The organism is Streptomyces seoulensis (genome assembly GCF_004328625.1).
Lineage (GTDB): Bacteria > Actinomycetota > Actinomycetes > Streptomycetales > Streptomycetaceae > Streptomyces > Streptomyces seoulensis.
This window is the reverse complement of the sequence record NZ_CP032230.1, coordinates 53222-74926: the sequence shown is the minus strand read 5'-3', so window position 1 is coordinate 74926 and position 21705 is coordinate 53222. Positions and strand designations below refer to the sequence as shown.

Genomic DNA, 21705 nt, shown 5'->3' with positions numbered 1-21705 from the left:
GCCGTACACCACGACGGGCTGCTGGGGGTGGGGGCTTCTGAGGTTTTACTGAAAGTGCAGGTGGGGGGTTGGGTTGGGGGTGCGGGTGCCTCTTGGAGGCTGCACGGATCACGCTACGGCCGATCCGCCGCGGTGTTCCCTCCGCTCCCCTTGGCCGCGCGCCGGGCGGGAGTTGGGCGGGCTTCGGGCGCCGGGCTAGCCAGGTGGTGAACTGGTTTTGTATGCTGCGCCTACGCAACACCCACACCTCAGGCCACCAACCCCCATCGGGCTGGTGGCCTTCTCCGTGTCCAGGGTCAGGCAGTGGCTTCCCAAAGACTGCGCGGCATGTGCTCGGTGCCGTTGAGCTTTCGGGGGCGCGAAGGGACGTTCCAGCCGGGGCGGGCGGGTCGGTGGGCGATGACATGCCATCCAGCTGCACGGAGACTGGCGCCCGTCTCGGCAGCCTGTGTGTATGTAATCAGCCGGGTGTAGCCGAGCGCTCGGGCTGCCCGCCATGCGGCGCCGTAGAGCATCGAGTTGGCGTTCGCGGTGCCGTCGGTGGCGGTGCGGGTGACCTCGAGGGTCTGGCCGTTGTCGAAGTGGCGGGCTACGGGCCGACCGACTATGGCAACACCGCGCAGAACTCCGTCTTCGTCGGCCACGCCTATGCAGAACTTGCAGCCGATGGGAGGGGCGTTGTGCCGGTGCCACATGGCGACGAAGGCTGCGGCGTCCTGGAAACGGACGGGTACGAGGTGAAGACTCACGGCGTCCTCCTATGCGGCTGGTGCCCACGATGCCCTTGCTGGCCGGGATCGTTGCCTCCGGTCAGGCGGCGAGGGCGAGACGGGCGGCGGCCTGGACGTAGGCGGCCTTGCGGGGGCGGTAGACGACGGCGAGGGCGGCGACCTGGGCGGGGGTGTAGCGGGTGCACTGGCGGGCGCGGCCCTTGGTGTAGGCGATGCCGGTGGTGCCGACCACGCCGGCCTTGGCGGCGTTCTTCCGGAGGGAGCTGGCGACGGTGCGGGCTTCCTTGGGGGTGAGGCCAGCGGCGAGGCAGTGGGTGGTGAGGGAGCCGTTGCCGCGGCGGTTGATGCGGGAGGCGGCGCGCTGGGTGCGGGTCCGGGTGCGGATGGTGTGGCGGGCCTGGCGGCTGCTGGCGTTCATGGTGGCTCCCCCTTGTGGTGCGGTGTGTGCCCACCATACCGAGATACGCATTGCCAAGCAATGCCTAGAACGGTATTGTCTGTGGTGTTGGGGCGCCGCCCCGACCACCATGCAATCTAGGCATGGCGTCGCAATGCAGACTGGAGGACACTGGCGTGGCAAACTCCCCCACGCGCCCGCCTGGCCACCCGCCAAACGGGCGCCCGAAGAAAGGACCCCGCCCCATGGCAGGCTCCCTCCGTTCGAGTGCGGCCGCCGGCGCCCGGCATCTGAGGCAGGAAGGCCATCACGAGTGGGCTCAGGCCATTGAGACGCTGCTGGCCCCTGGCGGATGGAACAAGCTGAAGCAGACTGCCGACCCGGCTGCCACCTCCCCTCTGAGCGTTTCCACGGATGACGAACTGAAGGCGGCGTTGCAGGACGCGCTCGACGAGTTCGAGACGTCGATTCGGATCGTGGCTGAGGAGGCGTACGAGAAGGTCCTGTCCGGTGAGTGGCTTCCCCCGAAGACGGGGCAGCGGCGCCTGAAGGGCACCGGTCTGAAGCGGGCGGTGCTGTCGGTGGACGTCAACGCCGAGCTCCGGGGGCGTCTCCAGGCCGAGTTGCCGCGTCTGTCGGACCAGGAGGGCCGTCGGATCAGTGAGGGCGGCATCATCATGGCGTACGCGTGCAGCGAGCTGGGGGTGGACAGGGGTACCGGCCTCGATATGAAGCTGTACTTGCCGGAGCCTGTGATCGCGCACTTCCGGTCTGCTTCCGAGTCTTCGGGTGTTTCGCTGGAGCAGGCTGCGGCTAAGGGGATCAGCGAGTTGCTGGATGGCTCGTGGTCGATGCCGAAGCCGGTTCGGTTCCCGAAGCACACGTGGGCTGATACCGGGTGGAACACCCTTCCGGTTCGGGTGGAGGACTCGCAGCGCACCGCGTTGCATGAGCTCGCGCCTGAGCTGTCGAAGGAGCTGGGTGCTCGCGTCTTCCCCGGCACGATCCTGCGGCAGGTGTTGATCAACCAGTTCGGGATGCCCGACTAAGTCGATTCCGGGGTGTGGGCTGGCCTGTGATGTGGCCGGGCCGGCCGCCACCTCTTCGTTGAGTACAACCTCATAGGAGATCCCTCATGGCTCAGGCCATTGAGGCCCCCGCTGGCACGATGGCGGAGGGCCCCACCTCGCACACCCAAAATCAGGTCGCCCGGCTGACTGCCCCGCAGCTCCGCCTGCTGCACGGTGGCATCAACCCGAACCGGGTCCAGAACCTTCGCGGGCTGGCTCACCTCGAAGCCTGGGACGTCCGGCGCCAGCTCATCCGCATCTTCGGCTTCGGTGGCTTCTCCATCGAGACGCTCTCTCTGGACCTGGTGCACAACCACGGGCAGGAGGGCTTCCGGCGGAAGAACAAGCAGGGCGAGTACTACGGCGACCCGTTCACGGCCTGGACGGTCGTCTACCGCGCCCAGGTCCGGCTGACCATCTACGACACCAGCGGGCGGGAGATCTCCCACTGGGAGGACGGGGCTGCCGGGGACGCGGTGAACCAGCCGTCGGTGGGCGATGCCCACGACATGGCGATGAAGACGAGCCTCTCGCAGGCGGTGAAGCGCTGTGCGACGAACTTGGGTGACCAGTTCGGGCTGTCGTTGTACAACGACGGTTCTCGTGACGCGGTGGTGCAGTTCTCTGCGGCTCATCCGCCGAGTGAGTGGCAGCGGCAGGCCGCGCCGGAGCCGGTGCCGGTGGACCCGCCGGTGAAGCCGGAACCGCAGGCGCCTTCCGTGGATGTGGAGGAGCCGCCGGCGCAGGCCGCCCATGCTGACGGGGTCGATCATCTGGCGCGGCTGCAGGGTCAGGCGTCGTCGTGCTGGGGGAACTCGGATGCGCTGGGTCAGATCGTCCTGGACGCGGAGAAGCACGGTGTCGCCGAGGCGGAGGTGACGCTGAGGGACCAGTCGGTGGTGACGTTCCGGGAGTTGCTGAACAACCAGATCAGTCGGCTCGGGCAGCAGGCGCAGGACAACGGGGAACGGGGGGCGGCCTGATGGGTTACCGCAACGATGACAACGCGCTCACGGTCATGGACTGGTTCTGTGGTGCTGGCGGGTCCTCGCAGGGCGTCCACGCTGTGCCTGGCGTCCGGGTGGCGCGAGCGGCGAACCATTGGCGGCTTGCGATTGAGTCGCACGCTGAGAACTTCCCGGAGACCAGTCACTACCAGGGCGACATCCGTAAGGCGCCGGTGTGGGACTGGCCCGTCACCGACATCTTCTGGGCGTCCCCGGAGTGCACCAACTGGTCGGTGGCCAAGGGGAAGAAGCGGGACTTCCAGAACGCCATGCAGGGCAGCCTCCTCGACCTCCTCGCCGGCCTCGACGACGAGGAGGAGCAGCCGACCGCGGAGGAGGAGTCCCGTGCGCTGATGGAGGAGGTGCCGCTGTATCTGCGCGGCGTGATCGAGCGGGGCGGCCTGGTCAAGGCCGGGATCGTCGAGAACGTCGTCGACGTCCGCGCCTGGGACCAGTGGGATCGCTGGATCGGTGAGATCCACAAGCTCGGATACCGCACCCGGATCATCGCCCTGAACTCGATGCACGCCAACCCGCGGTCCGTGCACCGGGCGCCACAATCCCGCGACCGCCTGTACGTCGGCTACTGGCACGAGTCGCTGGGTCGTACCCCCGACTGGGACAAGTGGCTGCGGCCGCGCGCCTGGTGCTCCGGCTGCGACACGTGGGTGCAGGCCATGCAGATGTTCAAGGACCCCAAGCGGGACATGGGCCGCTACCGGCAGCAGTACGTCTACCGGTGTCCGAACACTTCGTGCCGGAACCAGGTCGTCGAGCCGGAGGCTCTCCCGGCCGCCGCAGCGATCGACTGGTCGATCCCCGGTCAGCGCATCGGTGACCGTGCCAAGCCGCTTGCGGAGAAGACCCTCAGGCGGATCGAGGCCGGGTTGAAGAAGTTCGCCCGCCCGGTCCCGATGATGGTTCCGGCCGGCGGTACCTGGCGGGACGCGGCGGTCAGTGTCGGGGAGCCGATGCCTGCCCGTACCACCCGCGAGAACGATGCGCTGATGGTGCCGCCGCTCCTGGTCCCGGTGGAGGGCCGGGATGGGAAGGATGCTGCTTCGGCGCACGGGCCGCTGCGCACGATGACGACCCGGAACGAGACGGGGTTGGCGTGGCTGCCGTTCATCGCGGAGCTCCGCGGCGGCGGCTCTGTCGCCCGGTCGGTGGGCGAGTCCCTCGCCACTGTGACGGCGTCCGGTAACCATCACGGGCTCGTCGCCCCGGCCGGTGCCTCTGAGAACATGCTGATCCCGTACTACGGCACCGGCGCCCCGCGGTCCGTCAACGAGCCGATCGGCGCGCTCACCACCCGCGACCGGTATGCGCTGGTGCGGGGGGAGGTCGACATCGACGACGTTCTGTTCCGGATGCTCGAGCCTCACGAGATCGGGCGGGCCATGAGCTTCGCCGATGACTACATAGTCCTCGGTAACAAGCGGGAAAAGGTCCGGCAGTACGGCAACGCCGTCACGCCGAACGCCGCCGAGGTCCTGGTGTGCGCGCTGGTGGAGGCGATCACGGGTGAGGAGATAAGCCGGTCGGAGAGCAGCGGGTTCGTGGCTGCTGCGTGATCAGCTCTGGTGGTGGCCGGGCTCGCGGTGTGCGGGTCCGGCCTTTGTGTTTCCCGAGTGGAGGAGGTGGCCGCGGTGGCGGTTCGCGTTCGGGCCGTCGTGGTGGGTGTGGCGGCTGTGTGGGTGGCGGTGTGGGGGTGTCGTGAGAGGCGGCGTCTTCGGCGGGTGTTGGTGCGGGAGCGGGCGTCTCACGGGCTGGTGGAGGGGTGTCTGGTGCGGGATGTGGAGGTGTTTCGGCGCCGTCTGGAGCGGGTGGTGGCGGGGCGTGCGTGTGGGTGTGGGTCGTGTGGGCCGGTGTCGGTGTCGGAGGGAGGCTCCCGGTGAGTGCAGCAGCGTTGAGTAGTGAGGAATTGCGGCGGAGGTGGCTGGAGCACCGGTGGTTCCGGTATCGGGGGTGTGCTCCGGATGTGGATGACCCGTCGCGGATGGCTGGCGACACGCGGCTGCCGGTGGGGGCGCATCACGGGCCGGACGCTTTTGAGGCGGAGGGGCAGCGGGAGCGTCTGGAGCGTGAGGCTGCGGCTATCGCGGTGTGTGTGGCGTGTCCGGTGATGGTGCAGTGCGATGCGTATGCCTCGTCGGTGACGGTGGACGGGAAGTTGGCGGAGCCGGATGGGGTGTGGGGTGGCCGGCGGTCGTTGGAGCGGCATCGGGCGTTGGTGAAGCGGCGGGTCGCCACGGTGGCGGCGCCGAGGGCGGCGTTCGGGACGGCGCAGAAGCGGGCTGTGTTGGCGGCGCTGGCCGTGGTGTGGGAGCCGTTCCAGGTGGCGAGGGAGGCGTCTCGGTTGCTGGCGGTGTGGGGGGAGGGCCCTGCGGGCGGGGTGGATGTGCGGACGGCGAATTGGCAGCGGTCGCAGCTTGTCCGGTTGCTGGGGTTGCCGAAGGACGTGACACGGATGCGGGCTCTGGCGGTGGCGCGTGAGCGGGGGCTGCTGGAGGGGGTGGTTGTGGTGGCGGATGACGGCACGGTGCCTGCGGTGCCGCCGCCGACGAAGGTCCCGCCGGTGGCTGTGCTGCCGGTCCCGCGGCCGCGCCGCACCCCGACCAGCCGGCCGCGCCGTCCGCAGGTCCGGGTCATGCCCGGTCAGGTTCCGGTGTTGCCGGGCCAGTTGTCGTTCGAGTCTCTGATCCCCTCCAACCTGGGAGCTGCCGCATGACCGAGAACCACACCCCCACGCCCGTGGACGCCGCCGTGGATGGCGGGGAGGAGGCGGGGTTCGAGGTGATGTGCCGGGATGCGGTGCTGGCGGGGCGGGCGATGTCGTCGGGGGAGTTCCTGGCGGGTCTGTTGGCGCATGCGGAGCTGGCGACGGCGGGACGCCCGGACAAGCTCGCGGTGGATATATGGGCTGACCAGGACCCGGCGCTGATTCAAGCGGTGTGGGATCGGGCGTTGGCGGTGGGCTTCTATGCCGGGAGGTTGTCGTCGGCGCCGCGTCTGTTCGCGGATGAGATGGCGCGGGTGCAGGGCGTGTTCGAGGAGGTGGGGTTCAACGCGATGGGCGGGTTGTCGGCCAGGTCGCGGCGGTTGGTGGCTCCGGTGGAGGGGCGTCATCCGGCGGACGGCGAGTCGGAGCGCGGACGCTGATACACCGTCACGAACGGTGTGACAAGTCGCATGAGAGACACAAGGGGAAGGACCGGAGACAGATGGCGGGGTCAACGGGTAGGCTGGTGCCTGCGCCAGACATGCAGTCAGATGCAGTCCGACGCCACAAGACAATAAGGAACGGCCCCGCTGTAACCCTGATGCGGCAAACATCAGGAGCGGGGCCGGGCCGACACCACACTCAACCGAAGGTGCCGACAATGGCCAAGCGTACCCGTGGTCCCGACCACGTAGGCAGGGCAGCCCGAAGTTTCCGCGTATCTGGCGTGAAGATCACACCGCCGACGCACACGGGCCCTGTCACTTCTACCCCCGCAGTCGCATGACCGCCCAGGGCGAGGCCGTCCTCGCCTGGCTTGAGTCCGCTATCCGTGAGCGCGAGCGGGTGGCCAGCGATGCTGCTGCTGAAGCTGGTGGTGAGTGGCGGGAGGACCCGTTCGTCTACGGCGTGCGGGATCAGAAGAACGCCTTGGTGGCCAAGTCCCGCGAGGATCGGGCGCGTTCGATCGTTCACATCGCTGCCGCCGACCCTGCATCGGTTCTGCGTCGCTGCGCCGCCGACCGGAAGCTGCTGGGGCTTCACGGCGGCCGGGCGCACTCCTGCCCGGTGTGGGACGACGACGGAGACTTCGATCAGCGCGTCGACTTCTACGACCACGAGATCTGCCCCGCCGTTCAGTTCATCGCTCAGGGCTATGGCTGGACGGGAGGCGAGCGATGAGCGTCGAGGTGCTGCGTACCTACCGTTTCCGGTGCGACGAAGTCCAGTGCGCAACGTCGGTTCTCTCCGACACCAACGAGGCCCCCTCTGACTGGACGAAAGTCTCCAGCATCGCGCACCAGGCTTACGGCCCCCTGCCTTCAGTGAAGTCCGGCCGGGCTCGTCTGCATGCCATGAGCGCAGACGGCGTGCGGACCGTCGGACGCTTCTGGCTGCACCTGTGCCCTGCGCATCCGGACGCCGTCGCTGAGCACCTGCCGCAGACCGACAACCCCGGCGGCCAAGGCGTGACCGTCTCCTGCTCGTGCGGCGCTTGGTTGGCCAGCAGTGCCGGATTCGATGCCAAGAGCGTTTGGCTGAGGCACTTCGAGACTTCCCTCGCGTCGACGCAGGGGCAGACCCCACCCATTGAGGGAGATCGAGTGACGTAGTGCTTCCTGCGGGAGGTTCCTGAGCCCCTTGGCGGGGGCTTCACCCTCAACCGCTGGCCGCTGGTGTTGGCGCACCGTGCGCGGCCTACTTCCACGGCTCGAAGTTGGCGCTTCGAGCTAAGGCTCCGGAATCCCGGAGCGAGTGCTTCTACCACCGAAGCGAACCACCACCGAAGCGGGGCCCTTTTACGCTCCCGCACAACCGGAAGCAGGTACATAGTGCCTCAGCGCACCCCCACTTGTCAGCTTCGCAATCCCACGCATGGCGATTCGCGGCATATCTCCCCCCGCACGGGCGACACCCAGTGCCCCCAAACCCGACTCGCCGTGCCCCCCACACAACAGTGGCTCCACACCACCAGCGGCCGCATCACCACCTGCCCCCACTCCTGGATGACCGCCGTCCACTGGATCGCCGGCAGCGGCCTCTACACCCCCGCCCGCACCCACGGCCCCCGCTGGGGCACCACCACCATCGCCATCGCCCAGGAGATCGCCGCACTCAAGGAATGCCGGCCATCCGTCGACTACCTCGCCCGCAAGCTGAAGGTCGCCGAACGCACCGTCCAGTACCACCTCGGGATGCTCCGCGAAGCCGGACTCCTCGTCTACCGGACCAAGGGCACCCGCATCAGCGGCATCGGCGGCCGCGCCTCCGAGTTCGAGCGCGTCATCCCCGCCGCCTTCGACCACGCGCTCGGTATCCGCACCATCGGCGAGGGTGCAACGCGCCGCCCGATCGGCGCCGCCGAAGAGTCCCGGACCCTGCTGGGGAAGCTGGCGAAGAAGGCCGCCCGGAAGACCCGCCGCCCCCGCCACCGCACCCCCTCTTCGAAGGGACCGCGTTGCACCCCAATGGAGGGTGGTACTACTGGCACTTCTTCTGCGGCTAGTACTAACTCCCCCCCTGAGAGCAAGCTCGCAAGCGGGCAGGCAAAGTCCCCCACCCCGAAGAAGTCCAACCACAGGCCCCGGAAGCTGAACAAGATCGGCCGCCGCTTCCAGGTAGCCGGAGAACTCATCCGCACCGTCACCTGGCTGCAGCACGCCAACCGCGAACGCATCGCCTGGGTCATCCGCAAGTTCACCGACCAGGGCTGGACCGCCCGCGAGATCCAGGCCGCCGCCGAACTCACCCCCCTGCCCGCCCGCGGTGTCTCCCGGCCCTCCGGACTGCTCGCCTCCCGCCTCGCCTCCAAGCACCTCGTGTTCGACACCCCCGCCAAGCGGGCCGAGCTGGTCGCCATGTGGGAGGACTCCCAGCACGCCGCGCAGGAGCGCCACGCCGAGCCCGACTACAGCGACCTCGGTGCAGGCCCCCAGAGCGCCGCTGCCCGCCGCGCTTGGGACGTGGCGTTCAACACGATCAGCGGCCGCCTTGCCGCCGACACCACGCCCGTCGAAGACAGCCCGCTCGACCTCGAGGACCTCACCTCCGAGGAGGTCGTGCAGATGCGCCTGGACGCCATGGCCGACCCCGGCCTGCTCCTCACCACGATCGAACTGGCCGGCGAGCAGTACGCCCGCCGCCTCTACACCAGCCGGCTCGTCGATCAGACCCTCGCCCTCGAGGCCATCAACGCCCGCCGTAACACCCTCGCCCCCGCCTTCTGAACGGAGACCAACCGTGACCGAGCCCTACTACAGCGACGACCAGGTCACCCTGCTGCTCGGCGACGCGCTCGAGACCCTGCGCACCCTGGCGGATGCATCCGTCGACTGCGTGGTGACTTCCCCGCCGTACTACGGACTGCGGTCGTATGGCGTGGACGGCCAGTACGGTCTGGAAGCGTCGCCAGCCGAGTACGTGGAGACGATGCGAAGCCTGTTCGCCGAGGCGCGGCGGGTGCTCGCCGACGACGGGACGTTGTGGCTCAATCTTGGTGACTCCTACGTGTGCAGCCCCAAGGGCAGCGAGTCGAAAACAGACGGTCTCGTGGGCCGCAGCAACCACCTGACGACGCCTGCGGGGAGTGGCGGCAAGAGCGGCGGAGGGTTGGCGATGAAGCAGCTTCTCGGTATCCCGTGGCGGGTGGCGTTCGCGTTGCAGGACGACGGTTGGTTTCTCCGCAACGAGATCATCTGGAACAAGCCCAATGCCATGCCCGAGAGTGTCCGGGATCGGCTGTCGAACCGGCACGAGCACCTGTTCATGCTCGCTAAGCAGCCCCGCTATTGGTTCGATCTTGATTCAATTCGCTCCGCCTCCCGTACGGCAGACGACAGTAATGGCCGCAACCCCGGCGATGTCTGGTCCATCACGACCCGCCCGTACCCGGCCGCGCACTTTGCGGTGTTCCCGATCGACCTGCCACTGCGTTGCATCAAGGCTGGCTGCAAGCCCGGTGGAACCGTGCTTGATCCGTTCTCTGGGTCGGGTACGACCGGCGCGGCGGCCCGTCAACTCGGCAGGAAGTACATAGGCGTCGATCTCAATCCTGAGTACCACGAGCTGGCAAAGGGCCGGTTCGTTCAGGGTGTCCTCGACTTCGGCGGTGCTGCATGACCGACACCCCGCAGCTCTCCGGGAAAGACCTCGCCCGGCAAGCCCTCGAGACCTACAAAGCCGCCACCCGCACCTATCCCGGCGCCGCCCCGGCCAAGCCCAAGCGCAGGCGCCCACCGCGCAACGGAGAAGGCCGTGAGCCGGTCAGCCTCGCAACCGCCATCGCCAACCTGCACGCCGAAGCCCCCATGGAAGCGGGCCTCGCCGGCGGCAGCATCCACGACCAGTGGCCCTCCCTCTGCCCCCAGTACATCGGCCACGTCGAACCCGCCCACTACGAGGACCAGACCGGACGCCTCGACCTCCGCCCCGCCAGCCACGCCTACGCCGCACAACTCCGACTCCTCGGCGGGCAGCTCGCCAAGCAGATCAACGACAAGCTCGGCCGCCCCGTGGTCCGCACGATTCGTGTCCTGCCCGTCGCCAACCTCACCACCGCGGCGGCCGCTCTCCCGGACGCCCCCAAGCCGCAGCCCGGCCCGGTACGGACACGGGAGACCGCCAGCCCTGGCTACCGGCAGACGCTCGCCGCAGCCCTCCAACACCAGCCCACCCGCCCCAGCATCGACCCCTACCTTCAGCGGGCCATGCGACGGCAGGAAGCCGCCCTCCGCGCCAACCGGCAGCCCGAGCCCGCCGTGGACCTGGAGCAGGCGGCCGCCCGGCAGGTCGACCGGAGCGACGCCAGCCACCGGGCCGCCCTCGCCCGGAAGCGCCAAGAAGCCTCCGGCACCGCCCCCGCACCACGTCGGGCGTTCGACGTCGCCTGAGCGGAGGGAACACCACGGCGTATCTGGTGCACTGTTGGCGGCGATCACCCAGCACCACAGGGAGCCGCCATGCAACCCACCACCAGCCGCTACCCCCACACCTGGCACGCTGCCGAAACCGACCAAGAACGGGCGTGGCTCGACCAGTGGGCACGCGGCCACATCAACCCCGCCACCCTCCAACCCGGCACCCCCACACCCGAACCAGCCCTGACCGTCCGGAGCATCCGATGACCACCGCCCCGCCTCGCCCGCCGGCCACCCGCATCAACACCCCGCGAACCGCCCCCGCCTGGCCGCGGCCCACCCTCGTCCACGACCACCGCACCCTGTTCCTCGAACCCGCCTACGAGGACGGGCAGCCCTACGACGACGAGGACGACGAAGACGACGACTGAGCCCGCCCTCCCGGCTCAGGCGTATACCGCGGTATACACGCCCGCACAGAAATCCCAACCCGAAACCGCCTCCCAATCAGCAGCCCCACCCACCCGATCTGAGAAGCTATGGCCCGTCCGAGTACCGGAAACCCTCCGGGAAGCACACGGAACGGAGCACCATGCCTTCCAGCATCCTCGTCGTGTCCACCGACCCCCAAGGGTCAACCATCTGGTGGGCCGACCGCGTCGGCGACGACCTCCCCTTCGACTTCGCCGCCGCCCACGAAGACCCCGCCAGCCTCGCCGAACTGAAAAACCTCGGCGCGCAGATCCACGTCATCTGCAACCAGAAGGGCGGAGTCGGCAAGACCACCACCGCCGTCAACCTCGCCGCCGTCGCCCACGACGTCCTCGGCGACACCGACAGCCGGCAGCACGTCTTCATCGACACCCCCGGCAGCCTCGAGAACGAACACATCCTCGCCGCCGCCCTCGACGTCGCCGACGACGTTCTGGTCCCCATGCCCCCCGAGCCCCTCGCGTTCGACCCGACCGCCCGCACCATCGAGCGGGTCATCGTGCCCCGTGGCCTGCCCTACACCGTCGTCATCAACGCCTGGGACCCCCGCGACGGTGTTGCCGACCTCAACGACACCATCGCCTACATCGACGCCATGGGCTGGCCCCGCGCGAAGACCGTCATCCGCCGATACAAGATCCACACCCGTGCGGCGTCCGAAGGGAAGGTCGTCACCCAGTACGCCGACAACGGCACCACCCTCCGCGCCCGCGAGGACTACTTCCGCCTGGCCCTCGAGCGCGGCTACGGAGGCCGACGCTAATGTCCGGCAAGCGCATCTCCCTCGCCTCCCTCGCCACCAGCAAAGTCGAGACCGTGCCCGGCGCCAGCCGACCCGACCTGCTCCACGTACACCCGAACACCGTCGCCCCCACCCCGCTGAACCCGCGACGGAACTTCGACGAAACCGAACTCACCGAGCTCGGCGAAGACATGCGGGCCGGGCAGCTCCAGCCCTGCGTAGCCGTCCCCAAAGCCAGCTACCTCAAGCTCTATCCGGAGCACGCCGACGAGCTCCCGGACACCTGCCGGTACGTGATGGCTGCTGGTGAACGCCGCTGGCGCGCGGCCGTGAACGTCGGCCTGGAGAGTCTGGATCTTCTGATCCGGCACGACCTCACCGAGTCCCGTATCCGGTTCCTCGCCGCGGTGCTGTCCGAGAACGTGCAGCGCGCCAACTTCAACCCCATCGAGGAAGCCAACGGCCTGCACGCCATGCTCACCCTCCACGACGGCAACCAGTCCGCCGCGGCCAAGGCCATGGGCAAGTCGAAGCAGTGGTTCAACCAGCGCATCGGCCTGCTTCGGCTCACCGACGAGATGGTGCAGCTTGTTCTCGACGGCCAGCTGACTGCGTTCCGGGAGATGCGCCGCTATGCGGCGATGCCGCCGGAGGAGCAGTACGCCACCTGGAAGCTGGACCAGGAGCAGCCCCGCCCCACCAAGCAGCAGCGGCCGGGCGTCGCCGAGACCCCGGCGGCGTATACCGCGGTATACACGGTGCCCGAGACGCCTCCCGTGGAGCCTGCGGTTGCCAGCAGACCTGAGGTGGAGGCGCCGGCCCAAGTGGAGGTACCAGCCCAGCAGGAGGCCGACGCGTATACCGCGGTATACCCGCCAGCGGAGGCGGCACCGGCTCCCAAGCCGGCCGTACCGGCACACCCCAACCCCAGCGACGGCGGGCCGGAACTGGGCAAGACCCGCACCGCGGAGTCGATTCCGGAGCCGCGTGACACCACTGCGGCGGAAGCGGAGAATCAGGCACCGCGCTTCCCCTACGAGCATGGCGGCGAGGCTCTCTTCTTGCTCTTGCGGAAGATGGCCGCCGAAGATCGGGCGACCGTCTTCCTTGGCCTCGGCCGTGATGAGGAGACTCAGGCGGCAGTCAAGGCTCGACAAGCATGACCGCGGCCCCGGCCTGCCTGCCCTGACGGGTGGCGGCCGGGGCCGCTTTCGTCGTCTCAGCGGGCCTTCGCCGCACGCCAGACCCGCCCCGGCCAACGGCGGGCAAGCGGAAGGGAATCAACCCCTACCGGGTGGTGAACTGCCGGACTAGACTGCCGTCACCTGACGGGCACGCCCACACACCACCCCCGCGTGTAGCGGCCCCCGAAGCGTTCAGGTCCCACGACTTCCCGCCGCCCCCCAGCCGCCACCCCGAAGCAGAGATATCCCTATATCACCCCAGAGCTTCACTCGCGGTAGTGGAACGAGCCACACGAGTAGCCACATCCGGTCACAACAGCGTTAAAACACGACCCGACCACCCACACCCACACCCAGCCATGCCACAGTGACCTACCGGTGCAGTGGACTGGCAGCCACACACCAACCCGCCAGGGCTCGACCAACCCCACGGGACCCTTCCCAGCTGCCGGAGGATGTGGAGCCGGACCTATGTCCGCAGCAGAGCCGGCCAACCCCCGCCCCCTGAACAATCCCACCCGCCCCGCCGTAATCGACCTCGCACGGCGCCGCGCACGGACCACAGCCCAGGGACGGTGGCACATGACCACACCAGAACCACCCGCTCCCCAACCCCCCGCCACGCCCGCCATGAAAGCCTGGGCGGAAACCCTTGAGACCCGGTTCACCGGCCTGGGTCTCACCCTCGCCGACGAGGACACCGCAGCCGCCTTCCGGCTCACACTCCAGATCTGCGCGCAGGCCATAGAGGGCTCCCAGGCGACCGGCCTCATTCACGTAGAGGACAGCGAGCTCGCCGAACTCCTCGCCATGGTCCGGGGGATGGAACAGGCACCGGGCCTCATCTGAATATGCCTCTCTGATGTGCCGTCTCTCCAAAGGGTCTTGACTACCCACCAACACACTCTGTTGATCATTTTTGACGATGAGTTCAACACCCGCCCCACCCATGCCATGATGGGCGTCCGGACCACCGGAGTCACACCATCCGGCCTCCGGCGCGCGCCCCGCACACCCACAGCCCGGTGCACGCGCCACCGGCCGCCTAGGGGACGGGGACACAACCCATGGGCACCAGAACCGACGAAGACGACGCAGCCTCACGCCTAGCCGTCCTCCACCAGTACTTCCGCGAACACCCCGTCACCGGACCCGTCGAAGGCCACCGCACCACCACCGAGGCCGGCACCCCGCTGAACCTCAGCACCCACGACCACATCACCGCCTCCGTCCACGAAGTCACCGATCACACCCGCGCCGTCAACCCCGACGCCGGCCCCGCACCCGCCACGGTCGATGCCGTCTACGACTGGTGCCGGGAACACACCGCGCACGCCCCCGAAGAGGCCCGGCTGCGTCTCGCCGTCATCGAACGCCGCCACTACCTCGAACACTCCCTGCGCGCCGGGGACCGGCTCGTCATCCGCAAGGAACGCTGCCCCAAATGCCGCACGTTCGGCCTGGAGTGGCTGCGATCGGACCAGCGGGCTATCTGCACCAACCGGCGCTGCACCGCACGTGACGGCGCCAGCCGACGCTTCACCGTCGCCCACCTCGCGCACGCCTGGGTGATGTCCCAGGAAACTTTCCGTCAGGCCCGTGCAACCTGACTGATGGTTCGCGTGTCAAAGACTGTAGGTTCAACAACCTCATAACCCTCACCAGCGCACACCCCCACAAGGGGTTGCGTGTCCGAGTCTCGGCCGCCGGAGCTGCGAACGATGGCCGCCTGAGAACGGGAGGCCGCTATGGCCGCAAGCATGCTCACCCCCTACGAGCCTGCCGCTGACGAAATCAGCGTGCCGGAGGCTCTCCTTCTGTTCGCCGAGACCGGGCACCCCATCGCGCGGGAGACGCTCGTCCGGCAGTGCAAGCTCCAGGGTGTGGAGCTCAACCAGGCCGGCCGGGGCAGGCCCGTGAAGGCGTCGTGGTCGGATCTGCTGGTGGTGCATGCGCGGTGGGTGGACTCCCGCTGACCTGCTGCTGAGTTCAAGTGGGGCCTTCGCCTGTGACGGGCGGGGGCCCCTTTCTCATACCCAACCCCGAGAAAGCATTGTGACTCCATGCTTAGAGGGGTATGGTGGAGGCGTAGCAAGGCAACACCGCATCAGCGACAGCCTGTTGCCCCTCTCTCGCACCCCCTGGAGCCACCGTGGCCGTGATGACGCACGCCCGAATCGACACCGTCGACTACCGCGACCTCCCCACGGACATCCAGGACACCTTCGACGAGCTGATGGAGCAGGCCGACGAAGCGGGCACAAACGACCACTTCCTCACCCTCATGGCCCGCGCCGCCGCCACCATCGGCATGACCCTCCCCCCGAGCGGCGACATACGGCGCTGCGCCTGCTCCTGCGTCTGCGGCCTCGTCTTCGACGCCGAACACCCCGACGCCCACGTCATCGAGTGGACCGGCGGCTACAACCTCGGCCGCGTCCAGTGCCCCACCTGCGCCGACCACCACCGCGAAACCGCCTAACTCAGAGGAGAGCGCCCTATGGCTGGCTACACAATCCCTTCCCTCACGCGGGATGAGGCCTCTCAGGAGGCCCGCAGTAACCGGCGTCCGAGCGAGTGCCCCGAGTGCCGCCCCGGCTTCCCCGTCCAGCACTGGCCTAGCAGGTTCTGCCGCAGCAGCTTCCGGCCCGACGACGAGGGCACCGACCGGGTCACCCGCGTGCACTGCACCTGTGACCTCTGCTTCTGATCCCTCCGCCGACTCCCCGGCCGTGCACGTTCACGCTGCACGGCCGGGTGACCCACCCCCCGCACGACCACAGGGAGAACCACATGCACACCACTCGGCTCCGCCCCCTCACCCCCGCCCAGCAGGCCGAAGTCTTCGCCGAGTGGAACGACCTCCCCCACGCCCGCATCACCAGCCACCACGACGCCGCACACATCTTCACCGCCAGCCTCACCGAACTCGAAGCCTGGTACCTGGCTGCCGGCGGCACCATCACCCACCAGCCCGCCGGAGACGGCGTCACCAAGTGGACCCTCACCACCACCGTCAACCACGGCACCGGCACCCCCCTCTACGTCCACGCCCTCGCCCTGGACACCGACCTCATCGACGACTACTGCCGCCCCGCCATCACCCACCCCACCGCCTGAAAGGGCCACCCCCATGACCACCATGACCAGCGAGGCGACCACGCCCAGCCCCTTCGCCCGCGACCCGTTCTACTGCCTCGGCATCGCCGACGCCTACGACGAGTACACCGCTGGCGAGGACATCCACGCCTTGAAGCAGCGCGCCGAGGAGATGCTCGACGCCGCCCCCACCGGCCTCGTCCCCGCCAACCTGTACGTATGCGGCTACGCCACCGCCATCGCCGGTCTCCTCAACGGGCACATCGCACAGATCGGCGCCCAGACCGAGGTCGCCCACCGCTGGCTCACCGAGCAGGAGCGCGCCGCATGAGCGCCGCCCGCGACCAGGTCGAGTCCTGGCTGGCCCGCGCGTCCTCCGACGAGGTGGAACTGGAGGAAGCCATCGGCGATCTCGACGACTACCGAGACGAGGTCCTGCGAGAGGCGAAGGCTGAGGTCGTCGCCTGGTTGGCCAAGAAGGCCCGTGAGGGCGAAGACATTGGCGTTCTTGCCTCGAAGGTCGACCGCGGCGCCATCCGCCTGTTTCTCGACATCGACCAGTGACCTGGCCCGACGGCATCGCCCTCGCCGTCGGCCTCACCACCATCGCCCTCCTCAACCACACCCCCCACGCCCGACGGAGCACCACCACACCCCGCACCGACAGGGAGCAAGGCCATGACCCGCACCCGCACCACGGCCAGCACGGCGAAGAAGACCACCAGCAGCGCGCAGCCCGCGAAGAAGACGGCGAAGAAGGCCACCCCCGCCAAGACCGCGGCCGCCCGCAAGACCACCGCCGCCAAGAAGACGCCGGCCCCCCGCCTCTCCCTCGTCAACCCCCCCACCACCAACCTCCCCACACGCCACACCCCCTGGATGACCGACCTCCAGGGCTACGCCACCCTCGCCGCCCGCATCGCCGGCATCCACACCCCCCACATCCGCGACTGGCACGACCACCGCAACGGCACCACCACCCGCCGACTCCCCGACAACGCCGTCCTCCACTACACCCTCAACACCCGCACCCTCACCTGGCAGGGCCACTGCCCCATGGGCGCCCTCCACCAGTACGAGATAGCCAACCCCTCCGACACCACCGCCGCCCGCGTCCAGACCGCCACCTGCACCACCCCCCACACCGACCTCAGCCACATCCAGGGCCTCAGCCCCATCGAGTGGCAGGAAGTCGGCATCGACCCGGCGGTCACCCTCACCCGGCCCCTGCCCGGCGCCCCGGACACCCGCAGCATCACCATCCCCCTCCCCACCCGGCCGCGGGCCCTCGGCGACCAGCTCACCCACTCGGCCGCCGGCACCGACGACACCCAGCCCATCCCCGCCATCCACCCCGCCACCGACGACGCACCCAAGGAGCACCCCCAGCCGTGACCAACCACGACCCCGTCAGCGAACTGGCCCGCGTCCTGTACAACGCCCTCCACGACGAGGACCCCCGTGTCGCCCCCCTCTTCGGCCACGACACCGACATCCTCCGCCCCGTGCTCTCCACCGTCCTCGCCGAAGCGGCCACCCAGCGATGGATTCAGAAGCAACTCGACGAGACCGCCATCCGCTCCATCGACTTCCGCAACGGCATGCACATGGACCTGCAAGCCGCCCGCGAACTCCTCGCCCACCAGGTCGCCGCCGCCCGCACCATGCTCGGCGACGCCCCGAACTACAGCGAGACCAAGCTGGAGTGGGACATCAAGGTCGCCGAGTCCCCCGAGCTGTACACCATCGTCATCCAGCGGCACGCCCCCGGCGCCCTCACCCCGCACGAGGCCCGGCAGAAGGCCGAAGCCCGCGTCGCCGAGCTGGAAGCCGAGCTGCGCCGGCTGCGAGGTGACACCGATGGCTGACCACGACCCGGCCTACGTCGACACCCTCGCCACCGAACTCTGCCGGCGGCACACCGCACTCCTCGCCACCGCCGAGAACGACCTCGCCGTCCTCCGCAGCCGCATCGCCCTCACCGTCGCCTTCATCCACGACCCCACCCAAGACCGCGACGCCCGCACCAACCTCGCCCGACGCCTTCAACTCCCCGAACCCGGACCCCAGTGATGACCGAGGAAGAAGTCGCCTGCCTCGGCAAGACCCGCTTCCTCACCCGCCGGGCCGCGAAGAGACGCGCCAACCAGATACGCCGCGAAGGCGGACCGGCCATGCGCCCCTACGACTGCGACTTCTGCCCGCACTTCCACGTAGGGCACCGCCCCGGCCAAGCCACGTACATGCGGCACGGCATCCCACTCCAGGAGACCCAACCATGACCACCACGACCCCCGACGAATCCTTCAGCGTCTACCTCGCCGGCGAACAGATCGAAGGCACCAACCTCGGCATCACCTACATCCGCGTCGCCACCCCCATAGGCGACCTCCGCATGACCACCGAAGAAGCCCAGCAGCTCGCCGCCACCCTCCAGCACGCAGCCCTCTACGACCACACCCCCCAGAGCACCTACGACTGGGAACCCGAGCCAGCTCTCACCGTCACCGTGTACGGGCTCGCCGGACCTCAGGGCAGCAAGTCCCCCGTCGGCTGGGGCCGCAGCCGCAAGACCGGCAAAGCCATCCCCCTCATGCGGGAGTCATCCGCCAAGGTCAAGCCCTGGCGCGACAAGGTCACCGCAGCCATCACCGAAGCCCTCGACGGCGCCCAGCCCCTCGTCGGACCCGTACGAGCCGACATCACCTTCACCATGCCCAAGCCCGGCCGCGCCCCCAAACGCCGCCGCACCTACCCCGCAGTCAGCCCCGACATCGACAAGCTCGAACGCTCCACCTACGACGCCATCACCACAGCCAAAGCCTGGGAAGACGACGGACGCGTCATCGAGAACCACAACCGCAAGGTCTACCCCGACGAGCACCCCGACGCCCTGCCCGAGCCCGGCGCGATCATCCGCCTGTACACCCTCACCGGAGACCACCGATGACCACCGCGACCCGCCACGACACAACTCCCGCCACCCGGTCTGCCGACTGGCGCACCCGAGCCGCCTGCCAGAACCTCGACATCGACACCATCTACTCCGACGAACGCGGCGACCAGGCCGAAGTACAGGCCGCCTGCCTTCGCTGCCCCGTCCGCACCCTCTGCCTGGCCGACGCCACCCGCTGGGAGGAAGGCCCCTACCAGCCGTGGGGTGTCGCCGGCGGTCTCACCCACCTGCAGCGACAGGCCCTGCGTGTCCACGCCCTCCTCGGCGAGCACCCTGACCTGAAGCAGGCCGGGATGCTGGTGCTGCCGCAGACGTTCGGGGATCTGCTGTGGAAGCTGCGGGACTGGTCGCTCGCCGCGGTCGTCACCGAGTTCCGTGGACAAGGGGTGACCGCGTCGGCGGTGACGATCCGGGTGGCGATGTGGTGGCTGGGCTGCCGTGCCGCGCTGGTGGCGCAGCCGTGGTCTGGTGACGGCCGCCTGATGTCCGTTCAGATCCACGACGACCACCAGCAGTTGGTGCAGAAGCTGACGGCCATGGGTGTGTCCCGGACGAACATCGCCCTCCACCTGGGGGTGTCGCCGGAGCAGGTGCAGGCGGCGAGGCAGGCGTGGAAGCGGGCTGCGGAACGAGCAGGACAGGAACTGGCGGCATGAGTCGACAGATCGCCCCGCACGCCACGGCGAACCGGTACGCCTACGGATGCCGGTGCCGGCCGTGCACCGTCGCTGCCACCCGCGCGGACGCCGAACGCAAACTGGACCGTCTCGCCGGCAAGCCGCGAAGTGTCCCGGCTGACCCCGTAGTGACTCACGTCAAAGCGCTGACCGCCCGCGGACTCACCTCCTTGCAGATCGCCCGCGAAGCAGGAATCGAACCGTCGACCGTGCGCCGCCTGATGGACGGCAAGCAGAAAACAACATGGTCGCGTACCGCTACGAAGGTCCTGGCCGTTCCGCTCGATGTCCGAGTCTCTCTGGGCGACGTTCCGGCGGTCGGTGCTGTCCGCCGGGTTCGTGCCCTGTACGCGCTGGGGCACTTCAACCACGAGATAGCATCCGCCGCCGGAATCTCACGGGATGCCGTAAGCGCGCTGGCTGCTGGCCGGTGGCCCACCATCAAGGTCGGTATGGATGAGCAAGTCCGTGCAGCGTACGACCGCATGTCGATGCGAACTGGGACGTCGTGGAAGACCCGGACTGTGGCCGAGCGCCACGGATGGGCTCCTCCGCTGGCCTGGGATGACGACACCATCGACGACCCTACGGCGGTACCAGTCACCGAGGGCCCCGAGCCGGTAGCTACGGATGGCGACAACCTGGCCGCCCGCTGGCTGATGGGTGAGTCCGTGGTCCTCACCGAGGACGCCAAGCGTGAGGTGCTGCTCCACCTGTTCGAGTGGACCAACGACACAGCAGCCGAGATCGCAGAGAAGCTCGACCTGTCCCCAGTGGCCGCGGAGAAGCGGTGGGAGCGGGCGAAGAAAGCGGCCGCTCTGGAAGGCCGGCGGATGTGGCGGCGTGTGTACCAGCCGCGTGAACGAACCCTGAAGCAGAACGAGATGGAGGAAGCAGCATGAGTAACGGCACCGAGATCACACTGATCGGGAACCTCGTCGACGAAGTTGAGCTGCGTTTTACGCCGGGGGGTGCGGCGGTTGCGAAGTTCCGGGTGGCGTCGACGCCGCGGAAGTTCAACCGGGACACGAACACCTGGGAAGACGACAAGGACGGCAGCCTGTTCCTGACCTGCTCGGTGTGGCGTCAGGCGGCAGAAAATTGTGCGGAGACCTTGCAGAAGGGCATGCGGGTGATCGTGCAGGGCCGTCTGAAGCAGCGGTCGTACGACGACAATCAGGGAGTCCGACGCACGGTCTACGAGGTGGATTGCGAGGAAGTCGGTCCCAGCCTTCGCAGCGCGACGGCGAAGGTGACGAAGGCGTCGGGTGGCTCCCGTGGTGGTCAGGGCGGCGGCCAGGGCCAGGGTCAGGGTGGTGGCGGCTGGTCGTCTGGTGGCCGGCAGCAGGGTGGTGGGCAGTCGGAGGACCCGTGGGCGTCGTCGGCGCCGGCTGGGGGTCAGCAGGACGGTAGTTGGGATAGTCCGCCTTTCTAGCCTGCGGTGTTGTGTGAGGGGTCTGGCCGTGTGGTCGGGCCCCTCTTGTGTGTCTGCACCCAATCCGTCTCAAGCATTGTGACCCCATGCCTAAACCGGTATGGTGGAACCTCAGGCACACCCCCACCAACCCACCGGGGACACCCATGCTCACCTGCGACTGCGACGCCACCCCCGAAGAGCGGGCGGCAGGCATCCACGGCCCCGACTGCATCCACCACACCCTCCCCGCAGACGACCCGTCCGACCACTACGGCCAGTAGACCCGCCGCCCCTTCCCCCACGGGGGCTTCCTCGGGGCCGTGCAGCACACCCCCACCGCTGCACGGCCCCACCC

General features: G+C 68.7%; 31 protein-coding genes. 29 read left to right on the top strand and 2 right to left on the bottom strand.

Annotation, left to right across the window (positions count from 1 at the left end; genetic code table 11):
* Positions 1 to 296 precede the first annotated feature (296 nt).
* Together D0Z67_RS29480 and D0Z67_RS29475 are read right to left on the bottom strand one after the other, a co-directional pair.
* A complete protein-coding gene (locus tag D0Z67_RS29480) occupies positions 297 to 749 on the bottom strand; it encodes an XF1762 family protein (RefSeq protein WP_107059631.1) in 453 nt (150 codons plus the stop codon).
* A 61-nt stretch (positions 750 to 810) separates the two neighbouring features.
* Positions 811 to 1149: a hypothetical protein gene (locus tag D0Z67_RS29475; protein ID WP_031183002.1), complete on the bottom strand. Its 339-nt coding sequence runs from the start codon at positions 1147 to 1149 to the stop codon at positions 811 to 813.
* Between the two features lie 224 nt (positions 1150 to 1373).
* On the opposite strand from D0Z67_RS29475, the gene D0Z67_RS29470 reads away from it, so the two are divergent.
* The 29 genes from D0Z67_RS29470 to D0Z67_RS29855 all read left to right on the top strand — a co-directional run bounded on the left by D0Z67_RS29470 (position 1374) and on the right by D0Z67_RS29855 (position 21631).
* The gene (locus D0Z67_RS29470) at positions 1374 to 2177 is read left to right on the top strand and encodes a hypothetical protein (protein ID WP_031183001.1); all 804 of its coding nucleotides are present in this window, start codon (positions 1374 to 1376) and stop codon (positions 2175 to 2177) included.
* A gap of 86 nt (positions 2178 to 2263) precedes the next feature.
* A complete protein-coding gene (locus tag D0Z67_RS29465; protein WP_051888005.1) occupies positions 2264 to 3181 on the top strand; it encodes a Rad52/Rad22 family DNA repair protein in 918 nt (305 codons plus the stop codon).
* On the top strand, positions 3181 to 4779 hold the full coding sequence (locus D0Z67_RS29460; RefSeq protein ID WP_051888003.1) for a DNA cytosine methyltransferase: 1599 nt from the start codon (positions 3181 to 3183) through the stop codon (positions 4777 to 4779). The genes D0Z67_RS29465 and D0Z67_RS29460 overlap by 1 nt, the downstream gene beginning before the upstream one ends.
* Positions 4780 to 5204: 425 nt before the next feature.
* On the top strand, positions 5205 to 5936 hold the full coding sequence (locus D0Z67_RS29455) for a WhiB family transcriptional regulator (protein ID WP_051888002.1): 732 nt from the start codon (positions 5205 to 5207) through the stop codon (positions 5934 to 5936).
* Positions 5933 to 6367 (top strand): hypothetical protein, encoded by a 435-nt coding sequence (locus D0Z67_RS29450; protein ID WP_031182997.1) that lies wholly within the window; start codon positions 5933 to 5935, stop codon positions 6365 to 6367. Before D0Z67_RS29455 ends, D0Z67_RS29450 begins: the two co-directional genes overlap by 4 nt.
* Before the next feature lie 343 nt (positions 6368 to 6710).
* Positions 6711 to 7109, top strand: a complete 399-nt coding sequence (locus D0Z67_RS29445; protein WP_031182996.1) for a DUF6221 family protein — start codon at positions 6711 to 6713, stop codon at positions 7107 to 7109.
* On the top strand, positions 7106 to 7540 hold the full coding sequence (locus tag D0Z67_RS29440; protein WP_031182995.1) for a hypothetical protein: 435 nt from the start codon (positions 7106 to 7108) through the stop codon (positions 7538 to 7540). The genes D0Z67_RS29445 and D0Z67_RS29440 overlap by 4 nt, the downstream gene beginning before the upstream one ends.
* 327 nt (positions 7541 to 7867) lie before the next feature.
* Positions 7868 to 9154, top strand: a complete 1287-nt coding sequence (locus D0Z67_RS29435) for a helix-turn-helix domain-containing protein (RefSeq protein ID WP_051887998.1) — start codon at positions 7868 to 7870, stop codon at positions 9152 to 9154.
* A 13-nt stretch (positions 9155 to 9167) separates the two neighbouring features.
* A complete protein-coding gene (locus D0Z67_RS29430) occupies positions 9168 to 10046 on the top strand; it encodes a DNA-methyltransferase (protein WP_031182993.1) in 879 nt (292 codons plus the stop codon).
* Positions 10043 to 10816 (top strand): DciA family protein, encoded by a 774-nt coding sequence (locus D0Z67_RS29425; RefSeq protein ID WP_051887996.1) that lies wholly within the window; start codon positions 10043 to 10045, stop codon positions 10814 to 10816. Before D0Z67_RS29430 ends, D0Z67_RS29425 begins: the two co-directional genes overlap by 4 nt.
* A 230-nt stretch (positions 10817 to 11046) precedes the next feature.
* Positions 11047 to 11214 carry a hypothetical protein gene (locus D0Z67_RS29865; RefSeq protein ID WP_158713903.1) on the top strand — a complete coding sequence of 56 codons (168 nt, stop codon included), beginning with the start codon at positions 11047 to 11049 and terminating at the stop codon, positions 11212 to 11214.
* A 161-nt stretch (positions 11215 to 11375) separates the two neighbouring features.
* Positions 11376 to 12038 carry a ParA family protein gene (locus D0Z67_RS29420; RefSeq protein ID WP_078873546.1) on the top strand — a complete coding sequence of 221 codons (663 nt, stop codon included), beginning with the start codon at positions 11376 to 11378 and terminating at the stop codon, positions 12036 to 12038.
* Positions 12038 to 13180 carry a ParB/RepB/Spo0J family partition protein gene (locus tag D0Z67_RS29415; protein ID WP_051887994.1) on the top strand — a complete coding sequence of 381 codons (1143 nt, stop codon included), beginning with the start codon at positions 12038 to 12040 and terminating at the stop codon, positions 13178 to 13180. Before D0Z67_RS29420 ends, D0Z67_RS29415 begins: the two co-directional genes overlap by 1 nt.
* A gap of 603 nt (positions 13181 to 13783) precedes the next feature.
* On the top strand, positions 13784 to 14050 hold the full coding sequence (locus D0Z67_RS29410; RefSeq protein ID WP_131589745.1) for a hypothetical protein: 267 nt from the start codon (positions 13784 to 13786) through the stop codon (positions 14048 to 14050).
* 218 nt (positions 14051 to 14268) lie between these two features.
* Positions 14269 to 14811: a hypothetical protein gene (locus D0Z67_RS29405; protein ID WP_031182988.1), complete on the top strand. Its 543-nt coding sequence runs from the start codon at positions 14269 to 14271 to the stop codon at positions 14809 to 14811.
* 138 nt (positions 14812 to 14949) lie between these two features.
* The gene (locus D0Z67_RS29400) at positions 14950 to 15177 is read left to right on the top strand and encodes a hypothetical protein (RefSeq protein WP_031182987.1); all 228 of its coding nucleotides are present in this window, start codon (positions 14950 to 14952) and stop codon (positions 15175 to 15177) included.
* Positions 15178 to 15362: 185 nt separating this feature from the next.
* A complete protein-coding gene (locus tag D0Z67_RS29395; RefSeq protein WP_131589744.1) occupies positions 15363 to 15683 on the top strand; it encodes a hypothetical protein in 321 nt (106 codons plus the stop codon).
* Between the two features lie 311 nt (positions 15684 to 15994).
* Entirely contained in the window at positions 15995 to 16321 is a 327-nt protein-coding gene (locus D0Z67_RS29390; RefSeq protein WP_031182984.1) for a hypothetical protein, read from the top strand.
* 13 nt (positions 16322 to 16334) lie between these two features.
* Positions 16335 to 16631, top strand: coding sequence for a hypothetical protein (locus D0Z67_RS29385; RefSeq protein WP_031182983.1), 297 nt, complete (start codon positions 16335 to 16337; stop codon positions 16629 to 16631).
* Positions 16628 to 16864, top strand: a complete 237-nt coding sequence (locus D0Z67_RS29380; protein WP_031182982.1) for a hypothetical protein — start codon at positions 16628 to 16630, stop codon at positions 16862 to 16864. The genes D0Z67_RS29385 and D0Z67_RS29380 overlap by 4 nt, the downstream gene beginning before the upstream one ends.
* A 114-nt stretch (positions 16865 to 16978) precedes the next feature.
* The gene (locus D0Z67_RS30640) at positions 16979 to 17695 is read left to right on the top strand and encodes a hypothetical protein (protein ID WP_031182981.1); all 717 of its coding nucleotides are present in this window, start codon (positions 16979 to 16981) and stop codon (positions 17693 to 17695) included.
* Positions 17692 to 18168: a hypothetical protein gene (locus D0Z67_RS29375; RefSeq protein WP_031182980.1), complete on the top strand. Its 477-nt coding sequence runs from the start codon at positions 17692 to 17694 to the stop codon at positions 18166 to 18168. Before D0Z67_RS30640 ends, D0Z67_RS29375 begins: the two co-directional genes overlap by 4 nt.
* Positions 18161 to 18373, top strand: coding sequence for a hypothetical protein (locus D0Z67_RS29370; protein WP_031182979.1), 213 nt, complete (start codon positions 18161 to 18163; stop codon positions 18371 to 18373). The genes D0Z67_RS29375 and D0Z67_RS29370 overlap by 8 nt, the downstream gene beginning before the upstream one ends.
* Positions 18373 to 18582, top strand: coding sequence for a hypothetical protein (locus D0Z67_RS29365; RefSeq protein WP_031182978.1), 210 nt, complete (start codon positions 18373 to 18375; stop codon positions 18580 to 18582). The genes D0Z67_RS29370 and D0Z67_RS29365 overlap by 1 nt, the downstream gene beginning before the upstream one ends.
* Positions 18579 to 19250, top strand: a complete 672-nt coding sequence (locus tag D0Z67_RS29360) for a RusA family crossover junction endodeoxyribonuclease (protein ID WP_051887993.1) — start codon at positions 18579 to 18581, stop codon at positions 19248 to 19250. The genes D0Z67_RS29365 and D0Z67_RS29360 overlap by 4 nt, the downstream gene beginning before the upstream one ends.
* Complete coding sequence (locus D0Z67_RS29355) at positions 19247 to 19912, top strand: WhiB family transcriptional regulator (RefSeq protein ID WP_051887991.1); 666 nt, start codon at positions 19247 to 19249, stop codon at positions 19910 to 19912. The genes D0Z67_RS29360 and D0Z67_RS29355 overlap by 4 nt, the downstream gene beginning before the upstream one ends.
* The gene (locus D0Z67_RS29350) at positions 19909 to 20835 is read left to right on the top strand and encodes a hypothetical protein (protein WP_131589743.1); all 927 of its coding nucleotides are present in this window, start codon (positions 19909 to 19911) and stop codon (positions 20833 to 20835) included. The genes D0Z67_RS29355 and D0Z67_RS29350 overlap by 4 nt, the downstream gene beginning before the upstream one ends.
* Entirely contained in the window at positions 20832 to 21368 is a 537-nt protein-coding gene (locus D0Z67_RS29345) for a single-stranded DNA-binding protein (RefSeq protein WP_031182974.1), read from the top strand. Before D0Z67_RS29350 ends, D0Z67_RS29345 begins: the two co-directional genes overlap by 4 nt.
* An 86-nt stretch (positions 21369 to 21454) precedes the next feature.
* Positions 21455 to 21631: a hypothetical protein gene (locus D0Z67_RS29855; RefSeq protein ID WP_158713902.1), complete on the top strand. Its 177-nt coding sequence runs from the start codon at positions 21455 to 21457 to the stop codon at positions 21629 to 21631.
* The last annotated feature ends 74 nt before the right edge of the window (positions 21632 to 21705 follow it).

What these genes read in the sequence shown, in the direction of transcription:
- D0Z67_RS29475 (WP_031183002.1), bottom strand. Translation starts at nt 1,149, where the DNA reads ATGAACGCCAGCAGCCGCCAGGCCCGCCACACCATCCGCACCCGGACC.
- D0Z67_RS29470 (WP_031183001.1), top strand. Translation starts at nt 1,374, where the DNA reads ATGGCAGGCTCCCTCCGTTCGAGTGCGGCCGCCGGCGCCCGGCATCTG.
- D0Z67_RS29465 (WP_051888005.1), top strand. Translation starts at nt 2,264, where the DNA reads ATGGCTCAGGCCATTGAGGCCCCCGCTGGCACGATGGCGGAGGGCCCC.
- D0Z67_RS29460 (WP_051888003.1), top strand. Translation starts at nt 3,181, where the DNA reads ATGGGTTACCGCAACGATGACAACGCGCTCACGGTCATGGACTGGTTC.
- D0Z67_RS29455 (WP_051888002.1), top strand. Translation starts at nt 5,205, where the DNA reads ATGGCTGGCGACACGCGGCTGCCGGTGGGGGCGCATCACGGGCCGGAC.
- D0Z67_RS29450 (WP_031182997.1), top strand. Translation starts at nt 5,933, where the DNA reads ATGACCGAGAACCACACCCCCACGCCCGTGGACGCCGCCGTGGATGGC.
- D0Z67_RS29445 (WP_031182996.1), top strand. Translation starts at nt 6,711, where the DNA reads ATGACCGCCCAGGGCGAGGCCGTCCTCGCCTGGCTTGAGTCCGCTATC.
- D0Z67_RS29440 (WP_031182995.1), top strand. Translation starts at nt 7,106, where the DNA reads ATGAGCGTCGAGGTGCTGCGTACCTACCGTTTCCGGTGCGACGAAGTC.
- D0Z67_RS29425 (WP_051887996.1), top strand. Translation starts at nt 10,043, where the DNA reads ATGACCGACACCCCGCAGCTCTCCGGGAAAGACCTCGCCCGGCAAGCC.
- D0Z67_RS29865 (WP_158713903.1), top strand. Translation starts at nt 11,047, where the DNA reads ATGACCACCGCCCCGCCTCGCCCGCCGGCCACCCGCATCAACACCCCG.
- D0Z67_RS29420 (WP_078873546.1), top strand. Translation starts at nt 11,376, where the DNA reads ATGCCTTCCAGCATCCTCGTCGTGTCCACCGACCCCCAAGGGTCAACC.
- D0Z67_RS29415 (WP_051887994.1), top strand. Translation starts at nt 12,038, where the DNA reads ATGTCCGGCAAGCGCATCTCCCTCGCCTCCCTCGCCACCAGCAAAGTC.
- D0Z67_RS29410 (WP_131589745.1), top strand. Translation starts at nt 13,784, where the DNA reads ATGACCACACCAGAACCACCCGCTCCCCAACCCCCCGCCACGCCCGCC.
- D0Z67_RS29405 (WP_031182988.1), top strand. Translation starts at nt 14,269, where the DNA reads ATGGGCACCAGAACCGACGAAGACGACGCAGCCTCACGCCTAGCCGTC.
- D0Z67_RS29400 (WP_031182987.1), top strand. Translation starts at nt 14,950, where the DNA reads ATGGCCGCAAGCATGCTCACCCCCTACGAGCCTGCCGCTGACGAAATC.
- D0Z67_RS29395 (WP_131589744.1), top strand. Translation starts at nt 15,363, where the DNA reads ATGACGCACGCCCGAATCGACACCGTCGACTACCGCGACCTCCCCACG.
- D0Z67_RS29390 (WP_031182984.1), top strand. Translation starts at nt 15,995, where the DNA reads ATGCACACCACTCGGCTCCGCCCCCTCACCCCCGCCCAGCAGGCCGAA.
- D0Z67_RS29385 (WP_031182983.1), top strand. Translation starts at nt 16,335, where the DNA reads ATGACCACCATGACCAGCGAGGCGACCACGCCCAGCCCCTTCGCCCGC.
- D0Z67_RS29380 (WP_031182982.1), top strand. Translation starts at nt 16,628, where the DNA reads ATGAGCGCCGCCCGCGACCAGGTCGAGTCCTGGCTGGCCCGCGCGTCC.
- D0Z67_RS30640 (WP_031182981.1), top strand. Translation starts at nt 16,979, where the DNA reads ATGACCCGCACCCGCACCACGGCCAGCACGGCGAAGAAGACCACCAGC.
- D0Z67_RS29370 (WP_031182979.1), top strand. Translation starts at nt 18,161, where the DNA reads ATGGCTGACCACGACCCGGCCTACGTCGACACCCTCGCCACCGAACTC.
- D0Z67_RS29365 (WP_031182978.1), top strand. Translation starts at nt 18,373, where the DNA reads ATGACCGAGGAAGAAGTCGCCTGCCTCGGCAAGACCCGCTTCCTCACC.
- D0Z67_RS29360 (WP_051887993.1), top strand. Translation starts at nt 18,579, where the DNA reads ATGACCACCACGACCCCCGACGAATCCTTCAGCGTCTACCTCGCCGGC.
- D0Z67_RS29355 (WP_051887991.1), top strand. Translation starts at nt 19,247, where the DNA reads ATGACCACCGCGACCCGCCACGACACAACTCCCGCCACCCGGTCTGCC.
- D0Z67_RS29350 (WP_131589743.1), top strand. Translation starts at nt 19,909, where the DNA reads ATGAGTCGACAGATCGCCCCGCACGCCACGGCGAACCGGTACGCCTAC.
- D0Z67_RS29345 (WP_031182974.1), top strand. Translation starts at nt 20,832, where the DNA reads ATGAGTAACGGCACCGAGATCACACTGATCGGGAACCTCGTCGACGAA.
- D0Z67_RS29855 (WP_158713902.1), top strand. Translation starts at nt 21,455, where the DNA reads ATGCCTAAACCGGTATGGTGGAACCTCAGGCACACCCCCACCAACCCA.